General features: G+C 69.5%; 21 protein-coding genes. 8 read left to right on the forward strand and 13 right to left on the reverse strand.

Annotation, left to right across the window (positions count from 1 at the left end):
• Positions 1–71 precede the first annotated feature (71 nt).
• A complete protein-coding gene (locus tag F9C41_RS17320) occupies positions 72–1,541 on the reverse strand; it encodes a PepSY-associated TM helix domain-containing protein (protein ID WP_155387831.1) in 1,470 nt (489 codons plus the stop codon).
• Positions 1,542–1,822: 281 nt separating this feature from the next.
• On the opposite strand from F9C41_RS17320, the gene F9C41_RS17325 reads away from it, so the two are divergent.
• Both F9C41_RS17325 and F9C41_RS17330 read left to right on the forward strand, forming a co-directional pair.
• Entirely contained in the window at positions 1,823–2,713 is an 891-nt protein-coding gene (locus tag F9C41_RS17325; RefSeq protein WP_155387832.1) for a hypothetical protein, read from the forward strand.
• A 269-nt stretch (positions 2,714–2,982) separates the two neighbouring features.
• Entirely contained in the window at positions 2,983–3,354 is a 372-nt protein-coding gene (locus F9C41_RS17330; RefSeq protein WP_155387833.1) for a hypothetical protein, read from the forward strand.
• Positions 3,355–3,420: 66 nt separating this feature from the next.
• On the opposite strand, the gene F9C41_RS17335 is transcribed toward F9C41_RS17330, so the two are convergent.
• Positions 3,421–3,807, reverse strand: a complete 387-nt coding sequence (locus F9C41_RS17335) for a hypothetical protein (protein WP_155387834.1) — start codon at positions 3,805–3,807, stop codon at positions 3,421–3,423.
• Positions 3,808–4,007: 200 nt separating this feature from the next.
• On the opposite strand from F9C41_RS17335, the gene F9C41_RS17340 reads away from it, so the two are divergent.
• Positions 4,008–5,006, forward strand: a complete 999-nt coding sequence (locus tag F9C41_RS17340; RefSeq protein ID WP_155387835.1) for an ATP-binding cassette domain-containing protein — start codon at positions 4,008–4,010, stop codon at positions 5,004–5,006.
• Positions 5,003–5,857 (forward strand): ABC transporter permease, encoded by an 855-nt coding sequence (locus tag F9C41_RS17345; protein ID WP_155387836.1) that lies wholly within the window; start codon positions 5,003–5,005, stop codon positions 5,855–5,857. Before F9C41_RS17340 ends, F9C41_RS17345 begins: the two co-directional genes overlap by 4 nt.
• A gap of 3 nt (positions 5,858–5,860) precedes the next feature.
• On the opposite strand, the gene F9C41_RS17350 is transcribed toward F9C41_RS17345, so the two are convergent.
• A complete protein-coding gene (locus tag F9C41_RS17350; protein WP_155387837.1) occupies positions 5,861–9,010 on the reverse strand; it encodes an ATP-binding protein in 3,150 nt (1,049 codons plus the stop codon).
• 172 nt (positions 9,011–9,182) lie between these two features.
• Here F9C41_RS17350 and F9C41_RS17355 point away from each other — a divergent pair, with 172 nt between their 5' ends.
• Together F9C41_RS17355 and F9C41_RS17360 are read left to right on the forward strand one after the other, a co-directional pair.
• Complete coding sequence (locus tag F9C41_RS17355; protein WP_155387838.1) at positions 9,183–9,773, forward strand: VanZ family protein; 591 nt, start codon at positions 9,183–9,185, stop codon at positions 9,771–9,773.
• Positions 9,774–9,855: 82 nt separating this feature from the next.
• A complete protein-coding gene (locus F9C41_RS17360; RefSeq protein ID WP_155387839.1) occupies positions 9,856–10,407 on the forward strand; it encodes a snapalysin family zinc-dependent metalloprotease in 552 nt (183 codons plus the stop codon).
• 79 nt (positions 10,408–10,486) lie between these two features.
• Here the strand turns inward: F9C41_RS17360 and F9C41_RS17365 are convergent, their stop codons facing one another.
• The 7 genes from F9C41_RS17365 to F9C41_RS17395 form a co-directional block, all read right to left on the reverse strand.
• Complete coding sequence (locus F9C41_RS17365; RefSeq protein WP_230689687.1) at positions 10,487–13,876, reverse strand: discoidin domain-containing protein; 3,390 nt, start codon at positions 13,874–13,876, stop codon at positions 10,487–10,489.
• 447 nt (positions 13,877–14,323) lie between these two features.
• On the reverse strand, positions 14,324–15,721 hold the full coding sequence (locus F9C41_RS17370; protein ID WP_155387840.1) for a GH1 family beta-glucosidase: 1,398 nt from the start codon (positions 15,719–15,721) through the stop codon (positions 14,324–14,326).
• Positions 15,718–17,940: an alpha-xylosidase gene (gene yicI / locus F9C41_RS17375; protein ID WP_155387841.1), complete on the reverse strand. Its 2,223-nt coding sequence runs from the start codon at positions 17,938–17,940 to the stop codon at positions 15,718–15,720. Before yicI ends, F9C41_RS17370 begins: the two co-directional genes overlap by 4 nt.
• Complete coding sequence (locus F9C41_RS17380) at positions 17,937–18,815, reverse strand: carbohydrate ABC transporter permease (protein ID WP_155387842.1); 879 nt, start codon at positions 18,813–18,815, stop codon at positions 17,937–17,939. The genes yicI and F9C41_RS17380 overlap by 4 nt, the downstream gene beginning before the upstream one ends.
• Before the next feature lies 1 nt (position 18,816).
• Positions 18,817–19,788, reverse strand: coding sequence for a carbohydrate ABC transporter permease (locus F9C41_RS17385; protein ID WP_155387843.1), 972 nt, complete (start codon positions 19,786–19,788; stop codon positions 18,817–18,819).
• A 56-nt stretch (positions 19,789–19,844) separates the two neighbouring features.
• The gene (locus F9C41_RS17390; RefSeq protein ID WP_155387844.1) at positions 19,845–21,152 is read right to left on the reverse strand and encodes an ABC transporter substrate-binding protein; all 1,308 of its coding nucleotides are present in this window, start codon (positions 21,150–21,152) and stop codon (positions 19,845–19,847) included.
• A 118-nt stretch (positions 21,153–21,270) separates the two neighbouring features.
• Positions 21,271–22,332 carry a LacI family DNA-binding transcriptional regulator gene (locus tag F9C41_RS17395; protein WP_155387845.1) on the reverse strand — a complete coding sequence of 354 codons (1,062 nt, stop codon included), beginning with the start codon at positions 22,330–22,332 and terminating at the stop codon, positions 21,271–21,273.
• A 592-nt stretch (positions 22,333–22,924) separates the two neighbouring features.
• On the opposite strand from F9C41_RS17395, the gene F9C41_RS17400 reads away from it, so the two are divergent.
• Both F9C41_RS17400 and F9C41_RS17405 read left to right on the forward strand, forming a co-directional pair.
• Positions 22,925–23,332 carry an SHOCT domain-containing protein gene (locus tag F9C41_RS17400; protein WP_155387846.1) on the forward strand — a complete coding sequence of 136 codons (408 nt, stop codon included), beginning with the start codon at positions 22,925–22,927 and terminating at the stop codon, positions 23,330–23,332.
• A 213-nt stretch (positions 23,333–23,545) separates the two neighbouring features.
• Positions 23,546–24,409 (forward strand): sulfotransferase domain-containing protein, encoded by an 864-nt coding sequence (locus F9C41_RS17405; RefSeq protein WP_155387847.1) that lies wholly within the window; start codon positions 23,546–23,548, stop codon positions 24,407–24,409.
• A gap of 32 nt (positions 24,410–24,441) precedes the next feature.
• On the opposite strand, the gene F9C41_RS17410 is transcribed toward F9C41_RS17405, so the two are convergent.
• The 3 genes from F9C41_RS17410 to nthB are packed head-to-tail and all read right to left on the reverse strand — an operon-like array spanning position 24,442 to position 26,065.
• A complete protein-coding gene (locus F9C41_RS17410) occupies positions 24,442–24,801 on the reverse strand; it encodes a nitrile hydratase accessory protein (protein WP_155387848.1) in 360 nt (119 codons plus the stop codon).
• Positions 24,798–25,397 (reverse strand): nitrile hydratase subunit alpha, encoded by a 600-nt coding sequence (gene nthA / locus F9C41_RS17415; protein WP_155387849.1) that lies wholly within the window; start codon positions 25,395–25,397, stop codon positions 24,798–24,800. Before nthA ends, F9C41_RS17410 begins: the two co-directional genes overlap by 4 nt.
• Positions 25,394–26,065 (reverse strand): nitrile hydratase subunit beta, encoded by a 672-nt coding sequence (gene nthB / locus F9C41_RS17420; RefSeq protein WP_155387850.1) that lies wholly within the window; start codon positions 26,063–26,065, stop codon positions 25,394–25,396. The genes nthA and nthB overlap by 4 nt, the downstream gene beginning before the upstream one ends.
• Positions 26,066–26,299: the final 234 nt, after the last annotated feature.

Genomic DNA, 26,299 nt, shown 5'->3' on the forward strand with positions numbered 1-26,299 from the left:
CAGATGCCGCCCTGCTCGCCCACCCGCGGAGTGCCGAGCCGTGGCACTCCGCGGATGTTCGGCGATGCTGTTCAGGAAGACTCGGTGACCTGCTGCGGCACCGCACCGTTCCGGCGACCGGCCCTTCTGCGGACAAGTCCGGCGACCGCGTCGAGCACGATGAACGCGAGCAGGGTCAAGCCCAGCAGCGGCAGCGCCCAGCCGATGGCCACCACCACCAGCACGGTGATCACCAAGGCGGGGACAGGGACGTGCCGCCAGGTACCGCGGGGCGGTGGTGTGCCGAGCCGGTGGCGCCGGGGGTCGCGGGTGGGCCGGCGGCGCCACCACATGCGGTAGCCCCAGACGATCACGGTGATCAGACCGAGGGCGATGAGGGCCAGGGCGATCTGGTTGGGCAAACCGAACAGCACGCCCATGTGGACCATGATGCCGGCGGTGGTGAGTTTGGACAGCAGCGGCTGGTCGGCCCACGCGACGAAGTCGACGATCTGCCCGGTGTGCGGGTGTACGGCGATCTTGTCTTTGTGCACCGGCCAGGTGTTGTCGACCTGCTCGACGGTCCAGGCTTGGCCAGGTTCGCCGGGGGTGATGGTGGTCGGCCCGGTCAGGTGGGACTTGGCTGCCGCGGCCGCGATGGCGTCGAGGTCGGCGCCGACGGTGCCACCGGTGGTGCCGCTGCCGTGATGCGCACCCTCCCCGGACGCCGTGATGCCGTCGAGACTGGTGTTCAGCGGGACGGCGTCGGAGTTGAGGACCGAGCGCACGGCGTCGAAGTTCGCGCCGGCGTACGTGGACCAGGTCAGGCCGGTGGCAGACAGGATCAGCAGGAACACCGCGAGCCAGAGGCCGGTGACGGCGTGCAGGGAGCGGGTGCGGCGTACACCACTGGCACCGGGGTCGGCCAGCAGCAGGCGGCGGGCGGTACGGCGGCCGCGCTGGTGGCGCCACCACAGCACCACCCCGCCGAGCACGAGGACCCACAGCCAGGATGCGGCGAGTTCGGAGTAGATGCTGCCCGCCTCGCCGAGGTTGAGGTTGGCGTGCATCTTGTCCAGCCAGGTGGCGATGGGTGTCGAGCCGAACCAGGTGGCGAGCACGCCGCGCACGTGTCCGGTGTACGGGTCGATGTAGACGCTGCGCACGTTCTCCCCGAGTTCCGGCAGCGCGAAGTCGACCTTGGTGGTGGCGTCGGGGGCGCCCGCGGGGTGAACCGCGACGAGGGTGCCGCCGGGGACGGTCTGCTGGGCGGTCGCGACCTGCTGGGACAGTGCCACGGTGCTGGTGCCGACGGCGTCGACGTGCAGCTGGTCGTGGTAGGCGATCTGGTCGAACTGCGGGGTGAAGGCGTACAGCAGCCCGGTGAGAGCGGAGACGAGCAGGAACGGTGCGACGAGGACTCCGGCGTAGAAGTGCAGGCGGCGTAGCAGGGGTCCGAACCCGCTGTAGAGCGCGGACCGGGCGGCGGGTTCAGCAGGGGCGTGTTCGGCGGGCACCTCGGCGGGTGCGGCTGGTGCGGTCGGGCGGGTCGCGGTCGTCATGCGGGCTCCATCTGGGGGAGGTCCCTGGACTGCGCCGGCCAGGGCTGGGTAGCCCACTTGTCGCGCGATATGTGCCTCAGGTTCCCTTAAGTTCAGATTTAAGATGCCGGCAGGTTCCTGCTGGTGGGAGCCGGTCCGACAGCCGCTCCTGATGGAAAGAGATGCCCAGTTTCGCGACGACCGCCATTCGCGGACCGTCCTATTGCATATAGATGCAATAGGATAGGGTTGACAAAAGTTGATATGCTGCCCTCTCCCCGACCCCCAAGGAGAGACACCGGGTGAAGAAACTATTGAGCGTCGCGTCCGTGGTCGCGCTCGCCGCCGGAATCGCTATCGCCTCGACGACGTCTGCCTACGCCGCCACAGACAGGAGCGGGGCGGAACGACTGAACATCCCGGACAGCAGCGCATGCAAGGCGGGTCGCACGGTCCTGCAAGGCATGGTGGCGGGGCCAGGAGGCCAGCTCTACATCGTCTTCACCAAGGCAGCCGGCGCGGAGCCGGTCCTGTCCCGATGGTTGCGCGACGGCTCAACCTGGGACGGCGCCAGCTGGATCTGCGCAGGGGCGCCGACCTCCATACCCACGCTCGGCCACGGTAACGATCTCGCCTACAATGCCAACTATCTGGGCCAGGGCCCGGCCTTGATTGCCACCCAGGGAAGTCAATCCGCATTCCTGAGCGACAAGGTGACAATCGTACGCCTCAACGCCGACGGCTCTATTGGCACAACCAGTGAAGTGCGTCTGCCGATAGGCAACATCAGCGGCCTCTGCTACAGCGCGACGGCGGCCGGCGGAGCCGGCAAATATGCTGCCCGTCGGCTGGGCAGCCTGTGGACCCACCCCGGTGCCGGTGCGCTTACCAGTGGATGGACGCTGGTGAAGAGCAACCTGACGAGTCACGACAATCGTTCCGACCAAGGCATTGACTGCTCCGAGAACTATGTCTGGAACAGCAAGTCAATCAACACCTCGACGCCCGCCACCGGATGGAACTGGGTGTACCAGTACAACTGGTCTGGCGGCGACGTGGAGAGCGACATCGGAGTTCCGGGGAACAACCTGACCGACGAGATCGAAGACATCACCCACGTGGGGAGCGAGTTCTTCGTCGCCATCAACCGGAACGGCGGGAGCGCCGACTCCGTCAAGGTCTTCATCGAATAGGCTTCACGCGGAGGTCGGATCCGGCCTCCCCGATGCCCTGGCGGCCGGGTGCGAACCTCGCACCCGGCCGTTCGTGTTGTGGTCATCCCGGACACGGTGGGCGAATCGCGCCAGGTGACTCCTGCGCATACGGCGATTGGCCGCATAGCAGATAACCACCTTCCAGGCATTATTCATTCATGTCACTTCCCTACCAATGTCGGTAGCAGCGGGCCTACCGTGAAGTTACCGAAGGTGATCTGACCTGACCTGTCGCGCTGGAGGTCGCCATGCGACGCCTGCTCACCACCGCCACACTCACCGCGGGGCTGCTGCTCGTCGCCTCCCCCGCCTACGCGTTCGCCCACAACCGGGTCACCAGTCCCTGGGCGCACACCATCCTCGACGTGCTCACCCTGGCCGTCGTGCTGTCTCCGATCGTGACCGCGTTCACCTGGGGCGCGCAGCACCGCGGCCGGATGCTCGCCCTGATCGCGCTCGTGCAGCTGCCCGTCGCGATCATCGCGTTCGTCCCGATCATCGACCCGGTCCTGCACGCGGTCCTGTTCGTCGCCGCGCTCGCGCTGACCGGCACGTCGCTGTGGCTGGTCCGCCGCACAGCCGCCGCGCCGGCCGTCGAAGCGGTTACCGACAGCAGGTAACCAGGCTCGATCACTACCGCGCGCTGTGGTTCTTCCCCCGGACAGCGCCCGGCGGCCCGCTGGTCTTCACGACCGGCGGGCCGCTGTCATGTGGCCCGCCCAGGACCCGGCGGTGGTCTGCACCCGCACCCCGACGACCCGCTCGCCGTCGCGTACGACGTCCACGCGGGGACAGCCGTCGTCGACCGGACCCCAGCCGCCGTCGCCGCGCACGGTGTGGAACCGGCAGTGTTCCTCGTCGACGTAACCCCAGGCCATCAGCAGGTCCCTGCCGGCGAGCGTGTAGTGGCCGACGCTGGCCAGCCGCCCGCCGGGCAGCTCCCGGCGGTAGAAGCGGGCCGCCAGCCCCGGCACGGCGACACCTTCCAGCGCGGCTTCGTCGGCCGTGCGGTGCAGCTGGTACTCGGCGAGGTCGGGAAGCCGCTGGGCGGCGATGAAGGCCGTGGTGGTCATGCCCTGCTCAACGATGTAGCCGCCAGGACGCAGCCCCCGCAGACGCCGTATTCGTGCAGGTAGGGGCGGCGCGGGGTCCGCCGGTCGCGGTGCATTGCACGGGCCCGTGCAATGCGGTGAAACCGCGCTGTAGGCGTGGTGGAACCGGCTCGGTGCAGGCTGCTTCCTGACCGGTTGACGCCGGTCGCGAGGGAGCGAACATGAAGCACATTCCCGCGGTCCACGCGGAGGGCCTGGTGAAGTCGTTCGGCGACTTCCGCGCCGTTGACGGGGTCGACCTGCACGTCGACCAGGGTGAGATCTACGGTGTGCTCGGCCCCAACGGCGCCGGCAAGACCACCATGCTCAAGATGCTGGCCACGTTGCTGCCCATCGACGGGGGCCGGGCGGAGATCTTCGGCGTGGACGTGCGCCGCGACCCGCACCGCACCAGGCAGCTGCTCGGTGTCACCGGGCAGTACGCGTCCGTGGACGAGAACCTGACCGCGAACGAGAACCTGTGGCTGTTCGGCCGCCTGCAGGGGGTGTCCAGCCGGACGTCGCGCGCCACGGCCGCGCAGCTGCTGGAGCAGTTCGGCCTCCAGGAGGCGGCGAACAAGCCGATCTCGCAGTTCAGCGGGGGCATGCGGCGACGTCTCGACCTGGCCGCCAGCTTGATCACCCGACCGCCGCTGATCTTCCTGGACGAGCCGACCACCGGGCTGGACCCGCGTACCCGCGGGCAGATGTGGGACACCATCCGCGAGCTGGTCGCGGGCGGCTGCACGGTCCTGCTGACCACGCAGTACCTGGACGAGGCCGACCAGCTCGCCGACCGGATCGCGGTCATCGACCGGGGCCGCAAGGTCGCCGAGGGGACGCCCGACGAGCTGAAGGCCTCCGTAGGCAACTCGACGCTGCGGCTGCGGCTGACCGACGCCGCCGACCAGTCGGAAGCGGCTGAGGTGGTACGGCGCCTGCTGGGTGAGGACCCGGTGCTCAGCCCGGAGTCGGGGCGGATGAACGTGGCCCTCGACGCCGCGGACCGGGCCGCCGACGTGCTCATCAGCCTGCGCGAGGCCGGTATCGGCATCACCTCGGTGAGTGTCGACGCGCCGACCCTCGACGAGGTGTTCCTGGCTCTCACCGGGCACGACACCGGCGAGGGCTCCGATCCGTCCGCGACCGCGGACAAGCTCCAGCTCGAGGTGGCCCGATGACCATGCAGATGACCCAGCCGGCACCGGTGGCCACGACACCGCGGCGGCTCACGCCCGGTGACGTCGCCGCGCGCACCACCTCGCACAACAGTCTGCGGGAGACGCTCAGCCAGACGATGTCGATGGCGTGGCGGGCGACGAAGAAGATGCGCCGCAATCCGGAGCAGTTCTTCGATGTCACCATTCAGCCGCTGCTGTTCACGGCGATGTTCGCGTACCTGCTCGGTGGCGGCCTGTCCGGCAGCGTGGAGGCGTACCTGCCGCTGGTGATCCCCGGCATCCTGGCCCAGACCGCGCTGACGGCGTGCATGGCCACCGGCGTGCAGTTGCGGGAGGACATGGAGAAGGGGGTGTTCGACCGGTTCAAGTCGCTGCCGATGGCCCGGATCGCGCCCCTGGCCGGTCCGATGATCGCCGACCTGCTGCGGTACGCGATCGCCTCGACGCTGACCTTCGTCACCGGTATCGCGATGGGCTACCGCCCCGGCGGCGGTGTGGCCGGCGTGGCGATGGCGATCGTGCTCACGATGATCGCCGGGTGGTCGCTGGCGTGGGTGTTCACCTGGGTCGGCACGCTGGCCCGCAGCGCCCAGAGTGTCCAGGGCATCTCCATGATGATCATGTTCCCGCTGACGTTCATGTCCAACGCGCTGGTCCCGGTCGAGACCCTGCCCGGCTGGCTCGCCGCGTTCGTGAAGGTCAACCCGGTGTCCTACGTGGTCACCGCCACCCGCGACCTGGCCAACGACGGGCAGCTCACCGGGCACGTCGGCTGGGCGCTGGTGGCCTGCGCGGCCGTCATCGCCGTCTTCGCACCGCTGTCGGTACGCAGCTACAAGCGGCACCTGTAGCCGTCAGCCGGCCCCGATCCGCTCGACCAGGCTCCGCGCCTCGTCGAGCAGGTCGGGGCCGCGCCGGTCGCCGTACTCGGCGGCCATCGCGGCCAGCAGCCCAGGTGCGCGGTGCGCGGCATGGCCGGCGATCCGCTCCCAGGCCAGCGTGGGCATGCTCCGGTTGTATGCGAACCGGTCCGCCAGCGCGATCAGCCGCACCGCGTCCTGGACGGGCAGCGCGCCGCGCAACAACCCCCAGGCGCCGAGCGCGAACAGCACCAGCCCGCAGACCGGATAGTCCAGGTAGGGATGGTCGGGGTCGAGCACCTTCAGCGCCTGGTCACCGGCCCGCGCGAACAACGCCGCGCCGATCGGGTCATCGGCCGGCGCGTAGTAGGCGTGTGCGGCCAGGCTGGTCGCCTCGGCCACCAGCACCCACGGCTCCAGACCCGTCGGCGCGATGGCCGGAATCTGCAGCTCGCGTACCCGTAGGCCCGCCGCGCGATAGCCGGCCAGCCCAGCCTCGACGTCACCGCGGGCCAAGGCCAGCTCGGCCCGGCCCAGATCGAAGGCGAGCCGGCCGGCCAGGACTTCGCCCTCGGACTCCGTCGTGTCGCCCAGGTCGGAGAGCTGGTCGGCGGCGGCGTCGACGTCACCTTGGGAAATCATCACGAGGGCGAGCAGCGAACGCAGCTGAATGGCGTCGTCGCGGGCACCGAGCCGGTCCAGCACCGGCAGCGCGGCATGCGCATGGACTGCTGCTTCGCCCATCCGGCCGAGCTGCATCGCGAGCTGCGCGGCCATGGTGTGCATGATCGCCTGTGACCACGGGCCGACCGTCTCGTCGGCGAGCAGCAGCCCACGCTCGGCGGCGTCCATGGCCGCATCCGGATCGCCCATGTTCTCCAGGGCCTGGCTCAGCCACGGCAACGCCAGCGCGGCGATCTCGCGATCCGGGGAAGCGGCATGGGCACGTAGCTGCTGGAGAAAGCCGTCGGCCGAGCGCGGGTCGATATCGGTCAACATGGTGACCATCGCGGAGAGCCACGGATCGTGTTCGCCCGGCCCGATCTTGCGCAGCGCGGCCCGCAGCAGGTCGGAGTGTGGGGAGTTGGCGACCAGGGAGCCGTTGAGGGTCATCCCGATCGCCATCCGGGTGGCGTCGGCGAGGTCCGGCGGGGGCGTCCAGCCGTCCACCGCGTTCGCGGCCGCCTCGATGAGGACCAGCAGCCGGGGGTGTTCACCCAGGATTATCCAGTATCCGGCCAGCGCGGCGAGGATCTGCATCGTCGCCGCCGGGTCCGACGTGGCCAAGGTTCGGCGCAGCACGTCGGAAAGGTTGGTCTCCTCGGGGCGGACGGCGTCGACGATGTCGAACTGCCTCGGGCTGAACAGGGCGCGGGCGTGGCGTGCGGAGAAGTCGACCGCCCAGGCGCGCTGGGCCTGCTCGGCCGCGTCGTCCTCGCCGGCGTCGACCAGCTGCATCCGGCCGAACTCCCGCACGGTCTCCAGCATCCGGTAGCGCACGCCGCCGGGGCCGGTCTCCACGACGGTCAGCAACGACTGGTCCGCCAGATCCTGCACCGCGGCGAGCGCGTCGTCGCCGAGCATGGCCTCCGCCGCGGTGAGGGTGAACCCGTCGTGGAACACCGACAGCCAGCGCAGCGCCCGGCGCTCCCGTTCGGCGAGCAGGTTCCAGGACCAGTCGATGACGGCCAGCAGCGTCTGGTGCCGGTCGGGTGCGCTGCGGTCGCCGCCGCGCAGCAACGCGAACCGGTTCTCCAGGCGGCGGGCGATGTCCGCGACCGCCATCACGCGTACCTTCGCCGCCGCCAGTTCGATGGCGAGCGGGAGCCCGTCGAGCCGCTCGACGATCTCAGCCACCACCTCGTCCGTGCCGGCAAGGTGCGCGTCCGGGCGGGCAGCCCTGGCCCGCTGGCGGAACAGCTCGGCCGCGTTCTCGGTGTCCAGCTCTGCCAGCAGGTAGACCTGTTCGGCGGCGATCGCCAGCGGCGCTCTCGTGGTGGTGAGCACGCGCAGCTCGCGGGTGGTGGCGGCGAGGTAGGCGACTAGGTCGGCGACAGCGGAGACGATGTGCTCGCAGTTGTCCAGGATCAGCAGGCTAGGCGCCTGGTCGAGGTAGCGCGCGATCCGGGCGCGCACGTCGGCTCGCTGCTCGGGAGTGAGGGTGCGCCGGCCGCTGACCGAGTCCCGTACGCCGAGCGCCGACCCGATCTCGCCGACGAGGTCGTCGGGTGCGGTGACGCCGACGAGCTCGACGAAATGCACCACCGGGGCCGGGTGTTCGCGGCCGAGCACATGGGCCAGCCGGGTCTTGCCCAGTCCTCCCGGTCCGACGATGGACACCACCCGGGAGGCGGCCAGCAACGCGTGCAGCCGGCGGATGTCGCCGGCGCGGCCGAGCAGCGTGGTCGCCTCGTAGCGCACGCCCGCCCGGACCGGGCTGTCCTGGACGAGCAGCTCGCGGTGGACCCGGCGCAGGTCCGGGCCGGGGTCGGCGCCGATACGCTCACGCAGATCCGCCCGGTAGGCCTCGTATCGGCCCAACGCAGCGCCGGCGCCGCGGACCGCTGCCTCGCTGCGCAGCAGGTCCGACAGCAGCGCCTCGTCCGCGGGGTTCGCCGCCCAGGCCTTGGCCAGGACGGGCAGCGCCTCGGCGTACGCGCCGAGTCTGACCTTGGCCCTGGCCAGCAGCAGCCGCGCCTGCCCGAGATCACGTTCGGCCTGGCGGCGCAACGACCCGAGCGGACCGGGCCCGCCACCGGCGGCGACCGTGCCCAGCGCGACGGCTTCAGCGGCCAGCTCGGCGGCACGAGCCGGGTCGGACTCGAACACGGACCGGGCCGCGGCCAGCCGGTCCACGAGGACCTGCGTGTCCACTCGCGCCCGGTCGACGCCCAGGCGGTAGCCGTCTCCGTCGCGCACCACTGAGTCCGGCCCGTGCGCCGCCCTGGTCCGGGAGACCAGCACCTGCAGCGCCTTGAGCGGATTGGCGGGGACGTCGGAGTCCCAGATGAGGTCGACCAGCCGTGCCGAACTGACCGTCCGTCCGGCGGCGGCGAGCGCGGCAAGAAGCGCCTGCGGCCGCTCGCCCAGCACCGGCTCGCCGTCCCAGCGCACCGTTTCCAGCAGCGACAGGGTGATCGGCACCCGCCAAGTCTAAGCGCTGGCCGGCCGGGTGCTCCGCACGTGTGCCGGGGCCGCATTCCAGGCCAGCCGGACCACCGCGGAACTGGCAAGAGCCGCCCCTGCGCCGGAGCCCGCATGACTACCACGACGTGCGCCCGGGTAGATTGCGCGGCCTGACGGAAGCGGAGGGCCCATGCTCCAGGGGTGGCACGGCTGGCTCGGCACGTTCACCGGCGTGGTAGTGCTCACGGTGGCCGTATTGCCGTTGGCCGCGCTGACGGTTTGGGTCCTGGCACGCCGTCGCAGTGCCACCGGCACCCGGCCGGCATGGCGGATGGCACTGGCCGAGGTCGGCATCGTTTACGGGACGCTGCCGTGGGTCTGGATGATCATGCTGCCGGGTTCTGGGGCCGGCGCCGTCTCCGGCCGGGTGAGCCTGGTGCCGATGCTGGATCTGCTCACGATCATCGCTGACGGGCCGCTGCGGGCGACGGGCCAGATCGTCGGCAACCTGCTCGTGTTCGCGGCGCTGGGGTTCTTCGCCCCGGTGCGGTTCGCGGCGCTGGCGTCGGTGCCCCGGATACTGGCGCTCGCGGCGGGCTGCTCGGTGCTGGTCGAGGTCGCGCAGTACGTCCTGCGACTGGACCGGGTGTCCTCCGTCGACGACGTGCTGCTCAACGCCGCCGGCGCCGGCCTCGCCGCGCTGGCGTCGCACCGCTGGTGGCGCGCTACGACCAGAGCGTCGTCAGAGCGGCCGGTTCCGGTTCCGGTTCCGGAAGGCTGAGCCGCCGCGGCGCGCGGGCCGCCGCATGCCAAATGCCATGCACACATTGAAATGTTTGATGGTATAGGTGATGGTGGGTGGCATGAGATCTCACCTCGCGCGGATCGCGGCGGCCACCCTTGCCGCCATCGCGATGACCCTGTCCAGCCAGCTCGTCGGCAGCGCCGCCACCGCGGCGCCCGCACCCGCAGCCGTAAAGGTGCTCTACTACGACGCCGGCCAGGCCGCCGAATTCGTCAACGTCGTACACCAGGGCGCGGCCAACTGGAACGCCCGAGTCGGCAACGTGCGCCTGGAACGGTGGACCTCCGGCCGCCCGCTCAACATCCGCGTCTACGCCGACAACGGCTGGCCGCGCGCCTACGTCAACTCCCTGGGCAACGGCACCGTGTACATGGGCCGCCAGGCGACCGCCGAGGGCCACAACCCCACTCGCATCGCGGCGCACGAACTCGGTCACATCCTCGGCCTGCCCGACCGGCGCACCGGCATCTGCTCCGAGCTGATGTCCGGCAGCAGCGCCGGCACCTCCTGCACCAGCGCCTTCCCCAACTCGCAGGAGATAGCCAAGGTCAACAACCTGTTCGCGAGCGGCGCGCTGGTCACCGCCGGCTGGCGTCAGGAGGTCTCCTGACAGCGCGATCGGCGCACAGACTGAGGGAGCCGGCCCGGATTGCTCATCCGGGCCGGCTCCCTCACTTATGCGGGCCGGGTCAGACTGCCGGCTCCACCCAGATGTTGCGGTAGAACAGGTTCGCTCCCGGGTCGCCGTGGTCCTGGAACCGCAGCGGGCCGGGTGCCGACGTCTCGGCCGCACCGTTGCCGGTGGGGCCGTTGATCTCGGCGTTGTTGATGACGGTGACGCCGTTCCAGACGACCGTGACGCGGGCGTTCTCGGTCTTGGTGGTCCCGTTGTACCGGGCCGCGCGGAAGGTCACCTCGTAGGTCTGCCAGGTCTGCGGCGCGGTGGCCGCGTTGACCGACGGGGCGATCTTCTCGTAGATCGCGCCGCACTCGTTGTTGGCCGGGGTGGTGTCCCCGAACGAGTCCAGCACCTGCAGCTCGTAGCGGTCCTGCAGGTAGATGCCGCTGTTCGCGCGGGCCTGGCCGGTGACGTCGCCCGGCAGCAGCGGCAGCCAGAACTCGGCGTGCAGCTTGAAGTCACCGAACGCCTGCTTGGACTTGATGTCGCCGCCGAGGACCTCGACGCCGCCGTTGCCCAGCGGCCAGGTGACCGGGGCCCCGTTGGCGTGCTGGAAGTTGTCCATGTTGGCGCCGTCGAACAGCACGATCCGGGTCGGCTGGGTCGTGGTGCCGTACGCCTCGAACTCGTAGACGCGGGCGGCGCCGTTGCCGTCGCTGGCCGGAGTCGTGACGTTCAGCCTGATGTAGCGGGCCTGGGTCGCGGTGATGTTGTGCGTCGTGACGCTGGCCGTGTTGGCGGTGACGGTCGCGACAGTGGACCAGCTGGTGCCGTTGGTGGACACCTGGAGGTTGAAGTCGCGGGTGTTCCAGGCGGTGTTCTCCCCGCCTGCGCCGGCGTGCCTGACGACCAGCTGGCTGACCGTCTGCGCGGAGCCGAGGTCGACCTGCAGCCACTTGGTCGCGCCTGACGAGCACCACTTGTCGGCGTTGCCGCCCGACACGCTGCCGTTGACCGCCTTGGCGGGGCCTTCGGTCGTGCCGCAGGAGCTGTCCGCGGTCGCCACCTTGTTGAGCGCGAGGTTGCCGGTCGGCGGCGCGGTCGTGCCGTATGCCTCGAACTCGTAGATGCGGGCCGCCAGGTTGCCGGTCGTACCGCCCGCGGTGATGTTCAGCCTGATGTATCTGGCCTGCACCGCCGTGATGTTGTGGGTGGTGGTGCTGGCAGTGTTGGCGGTGACGGTCGCCGCCGTGGTCCAGCTCGTGCCGTTGGTGGACGTCTGGATGTTGAAGTCACGGGTGTTCCAGCCCGTGTCCTCCCCACCGGCGCCCGCGTGCTGGACGACGAACCGGTTGACGGTCTGCGTGGAGCCGAGGTCGACCTGCATCCACTTGCTGGTGCCGAGCGAACACCACTTGTCGGCGTTGCCGCCGTTGACGGTGCCGTTGACGGCCTGCGCCGGGCCTTCGGAGGTGGCGCAGGAGCTGTCCGCGGTGGCCGGCTTGTTCAGCGCCAGGTTGCTGGACGGGGCCTGGCCGGGGATGTTGTTGAGGGTGTACCAGACCTCGGTGTTCCACAGCGACTGGCCGTTGCTGGACCCGAACGGCTTGGGCGAGCGGATGTGCACCACCCGGCCGGCCTTGAGCCCGTTGATCACCAGGGTGACCTTCTTGCCGTCGGCGGACAGGGTCGCCGACGACACCGCCAGCGTCTCCTCGTCGATCTTCGGGCCGCCGTAGGCGGCCGTCGGGACGTAGCGCCACTGCTTGACCCGGTACTTGGTGGCCAGGCTGGTGGCCGTCGCGGCCGACAGCGGCTGGGTGTACTCGATCTCGAAGCCGTTGGACAGGGCCTTCATGTTGAGCATGTCGAAGGCGTTGTTGCCGTTGGGGATCAGCTTCTGCAGGCCGAAGTTCAGCTTGCCGGACTGGCCCCAGTTGCCGCCGCCGCCGATGCCGCCGACATAGATCGCGCCGTCGGGGCCGACGTTGACCTCGGAGATGCCGGCCTCAAGGCCCTGCGTCATGCGGAACAGGGCGCCCTGGTACTCGCCGTTGATCTTCTCCACCGCGGCGCGCTGCAGGCCGCCGTAGGTGACGTCACCGATCACGAACTGACCGGCGTACAGGCCGCTGGTCATGTACTTCGGGGTGCTCGGCGAGTTGCCGATCTCGTTCTGCGGCAACCAGATCACCGGCGGGGTGACCGGGGCGCTGTCGAACGGGCCGGCCGGGTTGAGGTAGTGGTTGAAGAAGCGGCCCTGCTTGATGTGCACCAGCTTGGAGGCCGGCTGCCAGCCGCCCTGGTTGTCGGTGACGAACAGGCCGTTCTCCGGGCCCCAGCCGATGCCGTGCGGGGTCCGCAGGCCGCCGGCGACGTACGTCCACGCACCGGTGTCCTTGTTGATTTTGATGGTGGTGCCGCGGTTGCCGACCACCTGCGGGTTGGTGGTGTTGCCGCCGTAGTCGATGCCGACCGACAGGTTGAGGTAGAAGAACGGGGCCTCGTACATCAGGCCGAACGCGAACTCGTGGAACGTGCCGCCGTAGGGCCAGGTCGCGACCTGCTGGTACTGGTCGGCGACCTCGTCGCCGTTGGTGTCGACCAGCCTGGTCAGCCGCATCTTCTCCGAGACGTAGATGACCCCGTCGACGACCTTCAGGCCCATCGGCTCTTTCAGGGCACTGCCGACCCGCTTGGTCGTGACAGTGCCCGGGGTGGCGTTGCCACCCGTGTTGCCCAGGATCCAGACCTCACCGGCCTGCGAGGTGCCGGAGTCGTTGGTGCCGCCCCAGGTGCAGATGACCAGGCGGCCGTCGGCCAGCCAGTCCATGCCGGTCACCCGCGGCTCGAAGCCGCTCGGGCGCAGGTTGGCGAGGTTGAAGTTCGGGTGCACGGTGGTCAGCGGCAGGCCGTCACCCGGCGAGTCCCCGGTGCCCTCGCACTCCTTCTTGCCGGGCGCGGTGACCCGCACGACGCCGGCATCGGTGCTGAGCACCGAGTTCGGCACGGTCACGAACGTGGTCGAGCCGGGCGTCTGCCACTGCAGGGTCAGCTGTTGGCCGCCGCCGGCCTCGAAGAAGTCGATGCGCAGCGCGTGGTAGCCGGTGGTCAGGGTGACCGCGCCGTCCTTGGCCGTCGCGCCGTGCAGGCCGTCGTGGTTGATGACGACGTTGTCATCGATGAACAGCCGGGAGCCGTCATCGCTGATCAGCCGGAAGGTGTAGCTGCCGGCCGTCGGGATGTTCACGTAGCCCAGGGCCTGGGTGTAGAAGTTGTCCTCTTGCCCGAACTGGGCGGCCGTGGTCCAGTCGATCGTCGACATGAGCTTGTCGACGTTGGGGGTCTGCGCCGGCTTGAGGTTGCACAGGTTGCTCAGCGCGAGCTGCAGGTCGAAGGTCCGCAGCGTGATGCCGGGGGTCTGCGGGGGCGGGGCGGCGGCTGCTGCGGTGGCGGGCAACCACCCAGCCGCGGCGACGACCGCTGTGGTGAGGGCGCCCGCCAAAATCAGGCGCGCCCGTCGGGACGGAGCTAACACTTTTCCTCCAGTGTGAGCGGGACTGCTGCGCACCGTCCGTCGACGTGGCAACCACCGCTCACAACGGCGTGCCGCGACATTGGACGGATGTGTTGTCTGTCCTGAAGCGACCTGGCACGCCGATGCCTGGCATAGACACCTTAGAATTCTTTTTTCTAGATGTACAGATGTACCTGAGGTTTGGGCACAACTTTTGTCGATCGTGGCAAAAGTTGTGGACGCAGCCTGATTAGCCCGCTGAGGCGCGCCGCGTTCACCCGTCGAATCGGGCAGAACACGCCCCCGGACACGGGCCCATTGCGCCACTCGCGACTGACGTTTGTCAATGCCTGGGCCCGTGTCCACCTCGCCGTGACGGCGGAACCTCGGTCAGCCGAGGCGGCCCGTGGCGATCAGCCGCCGGTACCAGTGCGCGCTCTGCTTCCAGGTGCGGACCTGCGTGTCGTAGTCGACCCGGATGATGCCGAACCTGCGGTCGTAGCCGTAGCCCCACTCGAAGTTGTCCAGCAGCGACCACAGGAAGTAGCCGCGCACGTCCGCGCCACCCGCTCGCGCCTGCGCCACCGCCCCGATGTGCCGGTGCAGGTAGTCGATGCGCCGATCGTCGCGGATCGTGCCGTCGGGCGAGACGGCGTCGTCGAACGCGGCGCCGTTCTCGGTGATCATCAGCGGCTGGTCCGGATACTCGTCGCGCAGGCGCAGCAGCAGCTCGGTGAAGGCGTCGGGGTCGATGTTCCAGCCCATCGCCGTGTACGGGCCAGGCTGCGGCAGGAACTCGACCCCGTCGGCGGCCACCCATGCCGAGGCCGCGGACTTGCCGTGTCCGTCGGCGTCCGACCGAGGCGAGACACCGTCCCACGCACGGACCAGCGTGCTCGAGTAGTAGTTGACGCCGAGCACGTCCAGCGGCACCGCGATCGTCGACTCGTCGCCGTCGCGGACGAACGACCAGTCGGTGACCTCGGCGGTGTCGGCCAGCAGGTCGGCCGGGTAGGCCCCCTGCAGCATCGGGCCGAGGAACGCCCGGTTCGCCAGCGCGTCGATCCGCCGCACCGCGTCGAGGTCCGCCGCGGAGTCCGACGCCGGGCGGATGACGTGCAGGTTCAGCGTCACCGACAGCTGCGCCGCCGGGGCCAGCTCGCGCACCACCCGCCCGGCCAGGCCGTGCGCCAGGTTCAGGTGGTGCACGGCGGCCAGCGCCGCGGCCGGTTCCGTGCGCCCCGGCGCGTGCACACCCGAGGCGTAGCCCAGGTATGCCGAGCACCACGGCTCGTTGAACGTGGTCCAGGTGTGCACCCGGTCGCCCAGCGCCTCGACGATGCCGGCCGCGTACTCCTGGAAGCGCAGCGCGGTGTCCCGCACCGCCCAGCCGCCGGCGTCCTCCAGCTCCTGCGGCAGATCCCAGTGGTACATCGTGGCCACCGGCCGTACGCCGCGCTCCAGCAGCCCGTCCACGAGCCGCGAGTAGAAGTCGAGCCCGGCCCGGTTGAACTGCCCGGAGCCGCCAGGCCGCACCCGCGGCCAGGAGATCGAGAACCGGTACGCGTCCAGGCCCAGGTCCGCGATGTGCCCGAGGTCCTCCCGCCACCGGTGGTAGTGATCGGCGGCCACGTCACCGGTGTCGCCGTTGAGCGTGCGCCCGGGGGTGTGGCTGTAGGTGTCCCAGATGGACGGTCCACGGCCGTCCTCCCTGGCCGCGCCCTCGATCTGGTACGCGGCCGTGGCCGACCCCCAGACGAAGTCACCCGGAAAGACGTACTCCGTCACTGCCCCACCTCACACTGGTAGCCCTCGGACGATCCCGCGACCAGCTCCGCGGTGACCTGCCCGCCGTCGAAGCGCACCTCGAACTCGGCGCCGGGCCCGCCACCGGGCGACGGCACCCGCACCCGGGTCCGCTGTCCGTCCGCCGGAGCGTACAGGCACAGCCGCACGCCGTCGGCCCACTCATAGTCCGGCCGGTCGTCGCGCTCGCCGAACGCGATCACCGCGCCGGGCCGCGCGAGCACCGGCACACTGTCGAACTCGTGCTTCTCGGTGACCCACGCCGGTCCGGTGAGCTGCGCGCCGGTCACCAGGTGCGTCCAGGTGCCGGCCGGCACGTAGAACGTCACCTCGCCGTCGGCGCTCATCACCGGCGCGACCAGGACATCCGGGCCGAGCATGTACTGCCGGTCCAGGTATGCCGCGGTCGGGTCGTCCGGGAACTCCAGCACCATCGGGCGCATCATCGGCAGGCCCTCGCGGTGGGCCTGCTCGGCGACCGCGGCCAGGTACGGCATCAGGCTCATCTTGAGCTTGGTGAAGTGCCGCAGCACGTCGACCGCCTCGCTGTCGAACGCCCACGGCACCCGGTACGACCCGGAGCCGTGCAACCGCGAGTGCGACGACAACAGCCCGAAGGCGATCCACCGCTTGAACACCGCCGCGTCCGGGGTGCCCTCGAAGCCGCCGATGTCGTGGCTCCAGTAGCCGAAGCCCGACGCGGCCAGGGACAGCCCGCCGCGCAGCGACTCGGCCATCGCGGTGAACGTCGACTCGCAGTCGCCGCCCCAGTGCACCGGCAACTGCTGGCCCCCGGCGGTGGCGGAGCGGGCGAAGACCACCGCCTCGCCCTCGCCGCGCTCGGCTTCCAGCAGCCCGAAGACCGCCTTGTTGTACAGGTGGGCGTAGTAGTTGTGCATCCGCTGCGGGTCCGAGCCGTCGTGCCAGACCACGTCGGTCGGGATGCGCTCGCCGAAGTCCGTCTTGAAGCTGTCCACGCCCATGTCGAGCAGCGCCTTGAGTTTGCCGGTGTACCAGGCGACGGCGTCGGGGTTGGTGAAGTCGACCAGGGCCATCCCGGCCTGCCACTTGTCCCACTGCCAGACCGAGCCGTCCGGCCGCTGGACCAGGTAGCCGTGGCGGCGGCCCTCCTCGAACAGGTATGAGCGCTGCGCGATGTACGGGTTGATCCAGACGCACACCTTGAGGCCGCGCTCGTGCAGGCGGCGCAGCATGCCCTCCGGGTCGGGGAAGGTCGCCGGGTCCCAGATGAAGTCGACCCAGTGGAACTGCCGCATCCAGAAGCAGTCGAAGTGGAACACCGACAGGGGCAGGTCACGCTCGGCCATACCGTCGATGAACTCGTTGACGGTCTTCTCGTCGTACGACGTGGTGAACGACGTGGACAGCCACAGCCCGTACGACCAGGCGGGCACCTTGGCGGGACGGCCGGTCAGCGCGGTGTAGCGGCGCAGCACGTCCTTGGGCGTGGGGCCGTCGACGAGGTAGTAGGTGAGCGACTGGCCCTCGACGCTGAACTGGGCCTGCGACACCACCTCCGAGCCGATCTCGAACGAGACGTGCTCCGGATGGTCGACGAAGACGCCGTAGCCGCCGCTGCTGAGGTAGAACGGCACGTTCTTGTACGCCTGCTCGCTGGCGGTGCCGCCGTCGGCGTTCCAGATGTCGACGGTCTGGCCGTTCTTGACGAACGCGCCGAACCGCTCCCCCAGCCCGTAGACGGTCTCGCCCACGCCGAGGGCGAGCCGGTCGTGCACGTACGTGCGGCCCTCGGCGTCGGTGGCCAGGCCGATGCTGCGCTCGGTGGACGAGGTGAGCACCCGGTCGCCGTGCAGGAAGTCCACGCGCCACCCGTCGACCAGCGCGACCCGCGCGGTCAGCTCACCCGTGGTGAGCGTGGCGGACAGGCCGGTCACGTCGACGGCGACCGGGTGGTCGTCGCCGTCGGCCAGCGCGAACCGGGGCGTCTTGGGCAGGCCGCCGAGGTGGTGGGCGACGGTGACGCCGATGACGCCTTCGGCGGGCGAGAAGAACCGCACCGTGACCAGTGGCCGGTTGAGGGTGTCGCCGCGCCTGGTGATCTGGCCGGTGGGGGCGAAGACGGTGAAACCGCGCTCGTCGAGCTCGACCGACTCGACCGTGCCGGGGCGCAGCACGCTGACGCCGGGTCGCAGTTGCCAGTACCCGTCGGTGAACTTCACTTCTCGGCTCCTGCTGTGATGCCGCGCGAAAGGGTGCGCTGGAAGATGATGAAGAAGAGGACTGCCGGCACCAGGCTGATCAGCGCGCCCGCGTTGGTGGTCGGGGCGTCCATCAGCCGGTCGCCCTGCAACGAGGCCAGCGCGACCGGGATGGTCTGCGTGCTGTTGTCGATGAGCATGACCAGCGGGATCAGGAACTCGTTCCAGGTCCAGATGAAGAAGAAGATCAGCAGCACCGCGAGGGTCGGCCGCACGTTGGGGAAGACCACCCGCCGCAGCACCGTCCACTTGCCCGCCCCGTCCAGCGCCGCCGCTTCGAGCACGGAGCGGGGGAAGGTGCCGAGCACCGAGGCGAGCAGGTAGGTGCCGAACGCGCTCTGGATGACCGTGAAGATGATGATCACTGAGAGCTGGGTGTTGTAGAGGCCGATCTGCTTGGCCGCGTAGTACAGCGGGTAGATCAGCGCCTCCTGCGGCATCATGTTCGCCAGCAGGAACAGGCCGACGATCCAGAGCCGCCCCTTGACCCGGCCGATGCCCAGCGCGTACGCGTTGAACAGCGACACGGCCACCGCGAGCACCGCCACCGAGCCCGAGATGAGCAGCGAGTTCCAGAACTTCAGCGGGAAGTTGACCTCGGTCCAGTACGTCTTCAGACCCTTGGTGTAGAACTCCGTCGGCCAGCTCAGCGGGCCGGCCGACGAGTAGTCACCGGGCGACTTGAACGCGTTGAGCAGCATGAACAAGAACGGCACCAGCATGATCACCGCGCCGAGGGTGACCAGCGCGAGCACGACCCAGCGGCTCGCGCCGCGGTGGTGCCGGTCGCGGACCTTGCGGCGCGGGGCCCGGTCCGTTACGAGCGTGACGGCCATGTCAGACCTCCCGGTCCTGGCGCTCGCCGCGGTACTGCAGCCAGATGAACAGCCCGGCCACCACGATGATGATCAGGGTGAGCACGGTGGAGATGGCTGAGCCGTAGCCGACCTGGAGCTTCTTGAAGAACGTGTAGTAGGCGAAGTACGAGGGGACGTTGGTCGCGTTCTCCGGCCCGCCGCGGGTCAGCGCGAACACCGGTCCGAACACCTTCAGCGCGGCGATCGTGCAGGTCAGCGCGACCACGAAGGTCTCCGGGCGGATCTGCGGCAGGGTGATGGAGCGGAACCGGTGGAACCAGTTGGCGCCGTCGACCTCGGCGGCCTCGTACAGCTCGGGGTCGACCCGCTGCAGCGCCGCCATGAACACGACCACCGGGTAGCCGATCTGCACCCAGATCATCACCGCCATGACGGTGGGCAGTGCGGTGTCCGGGTCGCCGAGCCAGTCGTGGCGCAGCGCGCCGAGTCCGATCACGTCGAGCAGGCTGTTGAACGCGCCGTCGGGGCGCAGGATCCAGCCCCAGACGATGCCGGCCACCACCACGGGCAGCACCTGCGGCAGGTAGAACGCGGCGCGCAGGGCGGCGGCGGTCCGGGGCTTGAACCGGCGGCCGATGACGTCGAACAGCACGGCGGCCAGCAGCAGCCCGAGCAGCGTCGGCACGACGACCATCGCGACGATCATGGCGATGGTGTTCTTGAACGACGTCCAGAACACCTCGTCCTGGAACAGGCGCGTGTAGTTGTCGAAGCCGATGAACGTGGGGTCGCCGACGCCGGACCACTTGGTCAGCGACAGGTAGAGGGTGCCGCCCAGCGGCACGCCGATGACGAGCACGAACAGAATCGCGCCGGGCAGCAGGTAGAGCCAGTATCCGGCGCCGCCTTCACGGCGCTTGCGCGGCGTCCGGACGGGTTCGGGGCGGGTGGCGGGCCGTTGCGGGCCGGCCGAGGTCTGGGTGAGTGCCATGGGAGATCCTTCCCGGGGAGGTCGGGCGCACCGGGGCGCGCCCGACCCTCGCCGTCTCACTTACCGGTGATCTCCTTGACGCCCTCGCCGTACGGCTTGGCGATCGCGTCGAGCACCTGGTCGGGCGTCTTCGAGCCGTTGATCAGGCTCTGGAACCCGGAGACCAGCACGTCGTAGTAGCCGGGCACCGGCCAGTCGGGGTAGAAGGCCAGGCCGTCCTGCTGGCTGATCGTGTTGAAGTTCTCGATCAGCTTCTGGTTCTTCGGGTCGGTGATCTGCGACGCGTCGGCGGCGACGGGGACACCGCCGTTGTTGCCGATCAGCGCCTGGATCTCCGGGCGCAGGGTGATGTCGATGAAGTCGTACGCCAGTCCCTTGGCCTTGCTGCCGGCGGGCACGACCCAGAGGTTGCCCGACGAGCCGGCGTGGAACTTGTTGCCGGGGAACAGGAACGAGTCCCAGTTGAACTTGATCTCGTTCTTGAACCGGCCGTACCACCAGCTACCGGAGACGATCATCGGGGCCTTGCCGGAGATGAACGCGGTGCCCATGTCCTCGGCCTTGAGGCTCGCCGAGGTCTTGGCGACGTAGCCCTTGGCGACGTAGTCGGCGAAGGCCTGCGCGCCGGACTTCAGCGGGTCGGCCTTGAAGTCGACCGGGTTCTTGTAGAGCTGGTAGTCGTCGACGAACTTGCGGTCGGCCTTGGCCAGCGCCAGCTGGTAGAACAGCTGCCCGGCCGGGTACTCGGCGCCGGCCTCGGCCAGCGGCGTGACGCCCTTGGCCACGAACGCGTCCATCGCCTTGGTGAACTCGTCGTACGTGGTCGGCACCGCGACGTTGTACTTGGTGAACAGGTCCTTGTTGTAATAGACCATGACGTACTCGCCGTAGTTGGGCACGCCGTACCAGTTGCCCTCGCCCATCACGCCCTTGTCGCTGTAGCGGGCGGTGGTCTGCAGGCTGGGGCTGAGCTTCTTGTCCCAGCCGCGCTTCTCGGTCTCCGCGGTCAGGTCCGTCAGCAGGCCCTGGGAGGACAGCAGGCCCGCCGTGGCGTTGCCCTTGTTGTACTCCATGATGTCCGGACCCTCGGACGAGTTGATGATCATGCCGGCGTTCTGCTGGATCTGCTCGAACGCCTTGCGCTCGAACTGGACCTCGACGCCCGGGTGCTCGTCCTTGAAGGTCTGGATCGCCTTGTCCCAGGCGATCCCCATCGCGCTGTTCGCGCTCTCGTAGTGCCAGAGCTTCAGGGTCTTGGCGTCGCCGCCGTCGCCACTGTCCCCGTCGCCACCGCACGCGGCCAGCGTGCCGGCGGCCAGCGCCGCCGTCACGACAGCCACGCCCAGCTTGCGGAATCGCGTCATTGCTATCCTCCTGGTGAGTATCTAGCCGGTACTTACCTAGGCCCGTCGTCGCGTTGCAGCGCGGCGGCGGGCCGTCTGCCTGTCATCGCGTTGCAGCGCGAGGACGGGCCGTTGCCTGTCACGTGTCCGGCGGCCCCGAGCCGGTCAGTCCAACATCGCCGCCGGTGCGCGCAGCCGGGCCGGTCGAACCGCGGACCTCCAGAGCGCACGGCAGCAGCTGCTGGTGGTGCTCTTTGGCCACGCCCTCCAGCTGGCGCAGCAGCGCCTCCATCGCGATCCGGCCCAGCGCCGCGCCCGGCGAGGTCATCGCGGTCAGCGCCGGGTGAGCCAGCTCGGCGACCTGCGGCGAGGTCACCATCGACACGACCGAGACGTCGCCGGGCACCGCGCGATGGCGGATGGCCAGTTCGCCGAGGATGCCGAAGATCGCGCTCTCGTTCATGGCCAGCACGGCGGTCAGGTCGGGGACCTGCGCAACCGCGGCGCTCAGCGCGGCCCTGCCACCGGCGGCGCTGTCCTCGGCCGCGATCATCACGGGCTCCAGCCCGTGCCGCGCCATCGCCGCGCAGAAGGCGTCCCGGGTGCGCAGCGCCGGGCCGTAGCCGGCCGCGATGGCGTCGGCCGAGTGGTTCACGTAGACGATCCGGCGGTGGCCGAGCCCGACCAGGTGGTCGACGGCCTCGTGGACGGTCTGCTCGAAGTCGATGTCGACGTATGACAGCCCCGCGGTGTCGCCGGTGCGGCCGATCAGCACCACCGGCAGGCCGGCCTCCTGGAGTGCGGCGACCCGGTCGTCCTCGACCTGCACCTCCATCAGCACGACCCCGTCGAACATGCCCTGGGTCGCCAGCCGGCGCAGGACGTCGTGGTCGGCGGCCCCGACCGGTGAGAGCACCAGGTGGTAGCCCGCCGCACTGGCGGCGGCCGCCGCCCCGGTCACGAACGCGGTCTCGGTGGCGCCGAGTCCGCGCTCGTCCATCGGCATCAGCAGGCCGACGATCCGGCTGCGCCGGGTGGCCAGGCCGCGAGCCATCGCGTTCGGCTGGTAGTCGAGCTCGGCCATGGCCGCGAGCACCCTGGTCCGGGTGGCCTCGGAGATCGGGCGGGTGCCGGTGAGCACGTATGACACCGTGCTGACCGAGACCCGGGCAAGGCGCGCGACGTCATGCATGGTGGCCATGCGCGCACCTCCTTGACCAGCGGTGGGACTACCTCGGCCCGTCGTCGAAACGCTTCGACTAAGCGGTTCGACGAACGATAGGTCGCGTGTTACGACGCCGTCAACTGTTGATGTTGAAAAGAAGTCCGGACGGTGCCACCGGCGCACCGCTCCGTCGGCCGCTTTCAGTGGTTGACGTCGATACCGACCGCACCCTCGGCCGCCCCATCGGGCGACTACCCGACGATCGGCCCGTCCAACCGGCCACACCCCTGCGGCCGGCACGCAGCCCACACCCGACCTGGGAGGACCGGGGTGCCGGACATCGACACCTCGGGTGCGACATCCGGCCCCGCAAAAGGCGACAGCCTGCCCCTCCACCGCCGAAATCCCACTGCACCGGAAAAGCCCCATGCAGGTTTGACCGCAGCCAACGGCCGATTATCCGAGTTGTGGCCCGGATCACGGCGATCCGGACGGTCAGTTCGGGTCACCGATCCATAAAGCGGCCCTTTCCGACGTTTGGTGCCATCCTGGCCAGATTTGCCATAACGTGGAGAGATCCGGTGATGACAGCTCCCGGATCGATGACCTTCGACATCCGAGGACGCACATGATCACCTTGGCTCAGTCGTCGTTCGGCAACGGCGACTTCCTGCTCTGGATGTTCGAGTTCTTCCTGTTCGTGATCTGGTTCTGGCTGCTGTTCACGGTCTTCACGGACCTCTTCCGCGATCACGAGACCTCAGGTTGGGCGAAGACCCTGTGGATCATCCTGGTCATCGTCCTGCCCTACCTGGGCGTCTTCATCTATCTCATCGCGCGTGGCCGCGGGATGGCCGAGCGCGGCCTGAAACAGCAGCAAGCCATGAAACAGCAGATGGACGCGCAGATCCGCTCCGCCGTCGGCACCGGCATGTCGCCCACCGACCAGATCGCGCAGGCCAAGTCCCTGCTCGACACCGGAGCGATCACCCAGGCCGAGTTCGACGTGCTCAAGGCCAAAGCACTGAAAGCCTGAGCCCCGAGAGATCGCCGTCAAGCAGCACACGGTCAGGCCGGTTATCACCGGCCTGACCTGCGTTCATCGGTGGGTTACGGCAACCGACCGGTCGTCGGCGGATCCCTTGTCTATCAGTTAGGAATGTTGCAAGATGTCTGTCTTCGACAACTCTCGATGCTCTGATGTCGACACCGCTCCCGGAGTCCGTCAGGGAACGGCCCTGGAGGTCGCGTGCTGCTCGTCTACTCCGGCCGCCACAAGGCGGCGTCCAGCTGGTCACGCGCCATCCTGCGGGAGGCCGCCGCCCTGCTCGGCCTGAACATGGTCACCGTCATCGCGCCGGAGCAGTGGGCGCCCTACGGCTCGCTGGCCGAACTCGTCCGCCAGGAGCGGGTCGACCTCCTGTCGCTGACCAACATCGAGCAGCGGCACTACGAGACCCTGCCGCCGCGGCGCACCGTCAACATCATCCGCGACCCGCGCGACATCGTGGTCTCGGGATACTTCAGCCACCGCAACACCCACGGCATACACGCACTGGGGGTGACCTGGCACGAGCTCATCGACCACCGCAAACGCCTGCTGGAGCTGGACGTCCCGGACGGCCTGCTGGAGGAGATCGAGTTCAGCGGCTACTTCCTCGACCACATGAGCACCTGGGACTACCACCAGCCGGAGGTGCTGGAGCTGCGGATGGAGGACCAGATCTGCGACCAGGTCGCCGTGTGGACGCAGATCTTCGAGCACTACGGGCTGCTGGTTCCCCGCCGGACGGTCGGCGAGTGGGTCCGCGCCACCGCGGTGCGGTGGCGCCTGGCCGCACTGCGGGCCGAGCCGGACGCCAGGCTGCGCCGCGCGCTACCCGCGTTCACCCTGGGCCGCCTGCCACGGTCGTATGCGCGGCTCGCGGTGGACCACTACACGTTCACCCGGCTGTCCTCCTCCGACCGCAGGCCCGGTGAGGTGGACGAGATGAACCACTACCGCAACGGCGTCCCCGGCGACTGGCGCAAGCACTTCACGGAACGGCACCGCAAGGCCTTCCGGGCGCGGCACGGCGACCTCGCGGAGCGGCTGGGCTACCCCGCCGACTGACTCACCCGAACTCGCCGACCCGCCACGGGGGATCAGTGGTGGTGGTCGTGCCGGCCGTCGCGGTGGTCATGGTCGGCCGGGAGCCGGGCCAGGGCGTGGGCACGGGCGGCGATCTCGTCGTGGGAGACGGTTCCCTGCTCGTCCAGCACGTCTTCGAGCGCGGCGAGCCAGTGCTCGTAGTAACTCCAGTGCTGGTCCTGGTCGGCGGTGTCCTCCCAGGCGCCGATGCGGGCGATGAGTGCGGCCTGGAACCGGGGCCAGGTGAAGGCGCCTGCCTCGTGGAGGGTGACGGCCATGCCGAAGGCACGGCTCTGCCAGGGTTCGGCGAAGAGCAGTTCCCCGTTGGCGCGCGGCGGGGCGGCGACCCCGTCGACGTCGAGCGGGGCGGTCAAGGCGCGGCCACCTTCGCGACGCCGACCATGGCGTCGCGGGTGATGAGCGGGACGAGTTCCTCCTCGCTCAGGTGCTCGGTGCCGGCGGGCCGCTCGGGCAGCACGAGCCAGCGGACCTCGCTCGTGGAGTCGCGGACCGTGATCTGGACGTCGTCGCCGAGTTCGAGGCCCATCTCGGCGAGGACGGTGCGGGGCTCGCGGACCATGCGGGCGCGGTAGGCGGGGTCCTTGTACCAGCTCGGCGGGAGGCCCAGCACCGGCCACGGGTAGCAGGAGCACAGGGTGCAGACCACGACGTTGTGGGTGGCGGGGGTGTTCTCGACGACGACGATGTGTTCGCCCTGGGAGCCGCCGAAGCCGAGTTCCTTGATGGCCGCGGTGCCCTCCGCCAGCAGCCGCCTGCGGTAGTCGGGGTCGGTCCAGGCCCTGGCGACGACCTTGGCGCCGTTGAGCGGACCCACGTTGGTCTCGTAGTTGGCGATGAACGCGTCCACCATCCTGGGGTCGACCAGGCCCCGTTCGACGAGGAGCTGTTCGAGTGCCGCGGTGCGCAGGGCCGCGGAGGGGGCTCGGTCTGCACCGCCGGCGGCCGTCATGAGCCGGCCTCCAGGTAGTTCTCGAACAGTTCCACGGTGACGGCGAAGGAGTCGCCGTGCTCGCCCCACAGCTCGTGCGAGTCGAAACGTACGGAGTAGACGTACTGGGGGTTCTCGCCCTGGAACTGGGCGTTGGTGTCGGGGAACACGGCGGCGGGCTGGACGACCTCGACGACGCCGACCTGTCCCCGGACGTATCCGGGCAGGCGGGTGGGCCCGGGCGGTGAGCTGTTCTTGGTGCGGACCCACTGGCCGACCGCGAAGGCGGGTGCGGCGTCGACGGTGCGCAGCGAGCCGGGTGCGGCCGGCCAGGCGGGCGCCGACGGGTCGGGTCGGGCGGGTTCGCCGGGCTGCTCGAAGTGTCCGTCGCGCAGGTCGCGGGCCCGTGCGTCGAGTTCGCCGGGGGCGAGCACGGCACCGTCGACGAGCATCAGTTCGGCGGCGTTGAGCCAGCGGCCGAAGTAGCCCTGGTCGAGGTAGGCGGCTCGGTCCAGGCGGTCCTGCGCGTACCGGAACGCGTCGATGTTCCGCCCGGACAGCCGGATGGCCAGGATGGTCAGCGCGGTGGCCCGGCCCTGCCAGGGCTCGGGAAAGACCGGTTCATCGGCCCTCGGCGGAGATACGGGACCCCATCCCGAGGTGCCTCCCAGGTCGGCGATGCCATCCACGACGCGGCTCCTCGAATCGCTGCATAGCGGATCGGATACTCAAAAGGGATTTTATCGGAGTTTTCCGTGTCCGGGCCTGTGGAGCGGGTGACCGATTCTCGGTCGATTCCCGGTCAAGAGGCGGTGAGAGTACAGTTCAGGCAGATCACCTGATCCGTTTCACGCCCATGGCGTTTCTGGCACTCACTTGCAGACCGTGCTGGTCGAACCGCTCGTCGAGCTTGTGAGGGAGCC

Origin of the sequence: Catellatospora paridis (genome assembly GCF_009720365.1) — a bacterium.
Taxonomy (GTDB): domain Bacteria; phylum Actinomycetota; class Actinomycetes; order Mycobacteriales; family Micromonosporaceae; genus Catellatospora; species Catellatospora paridis.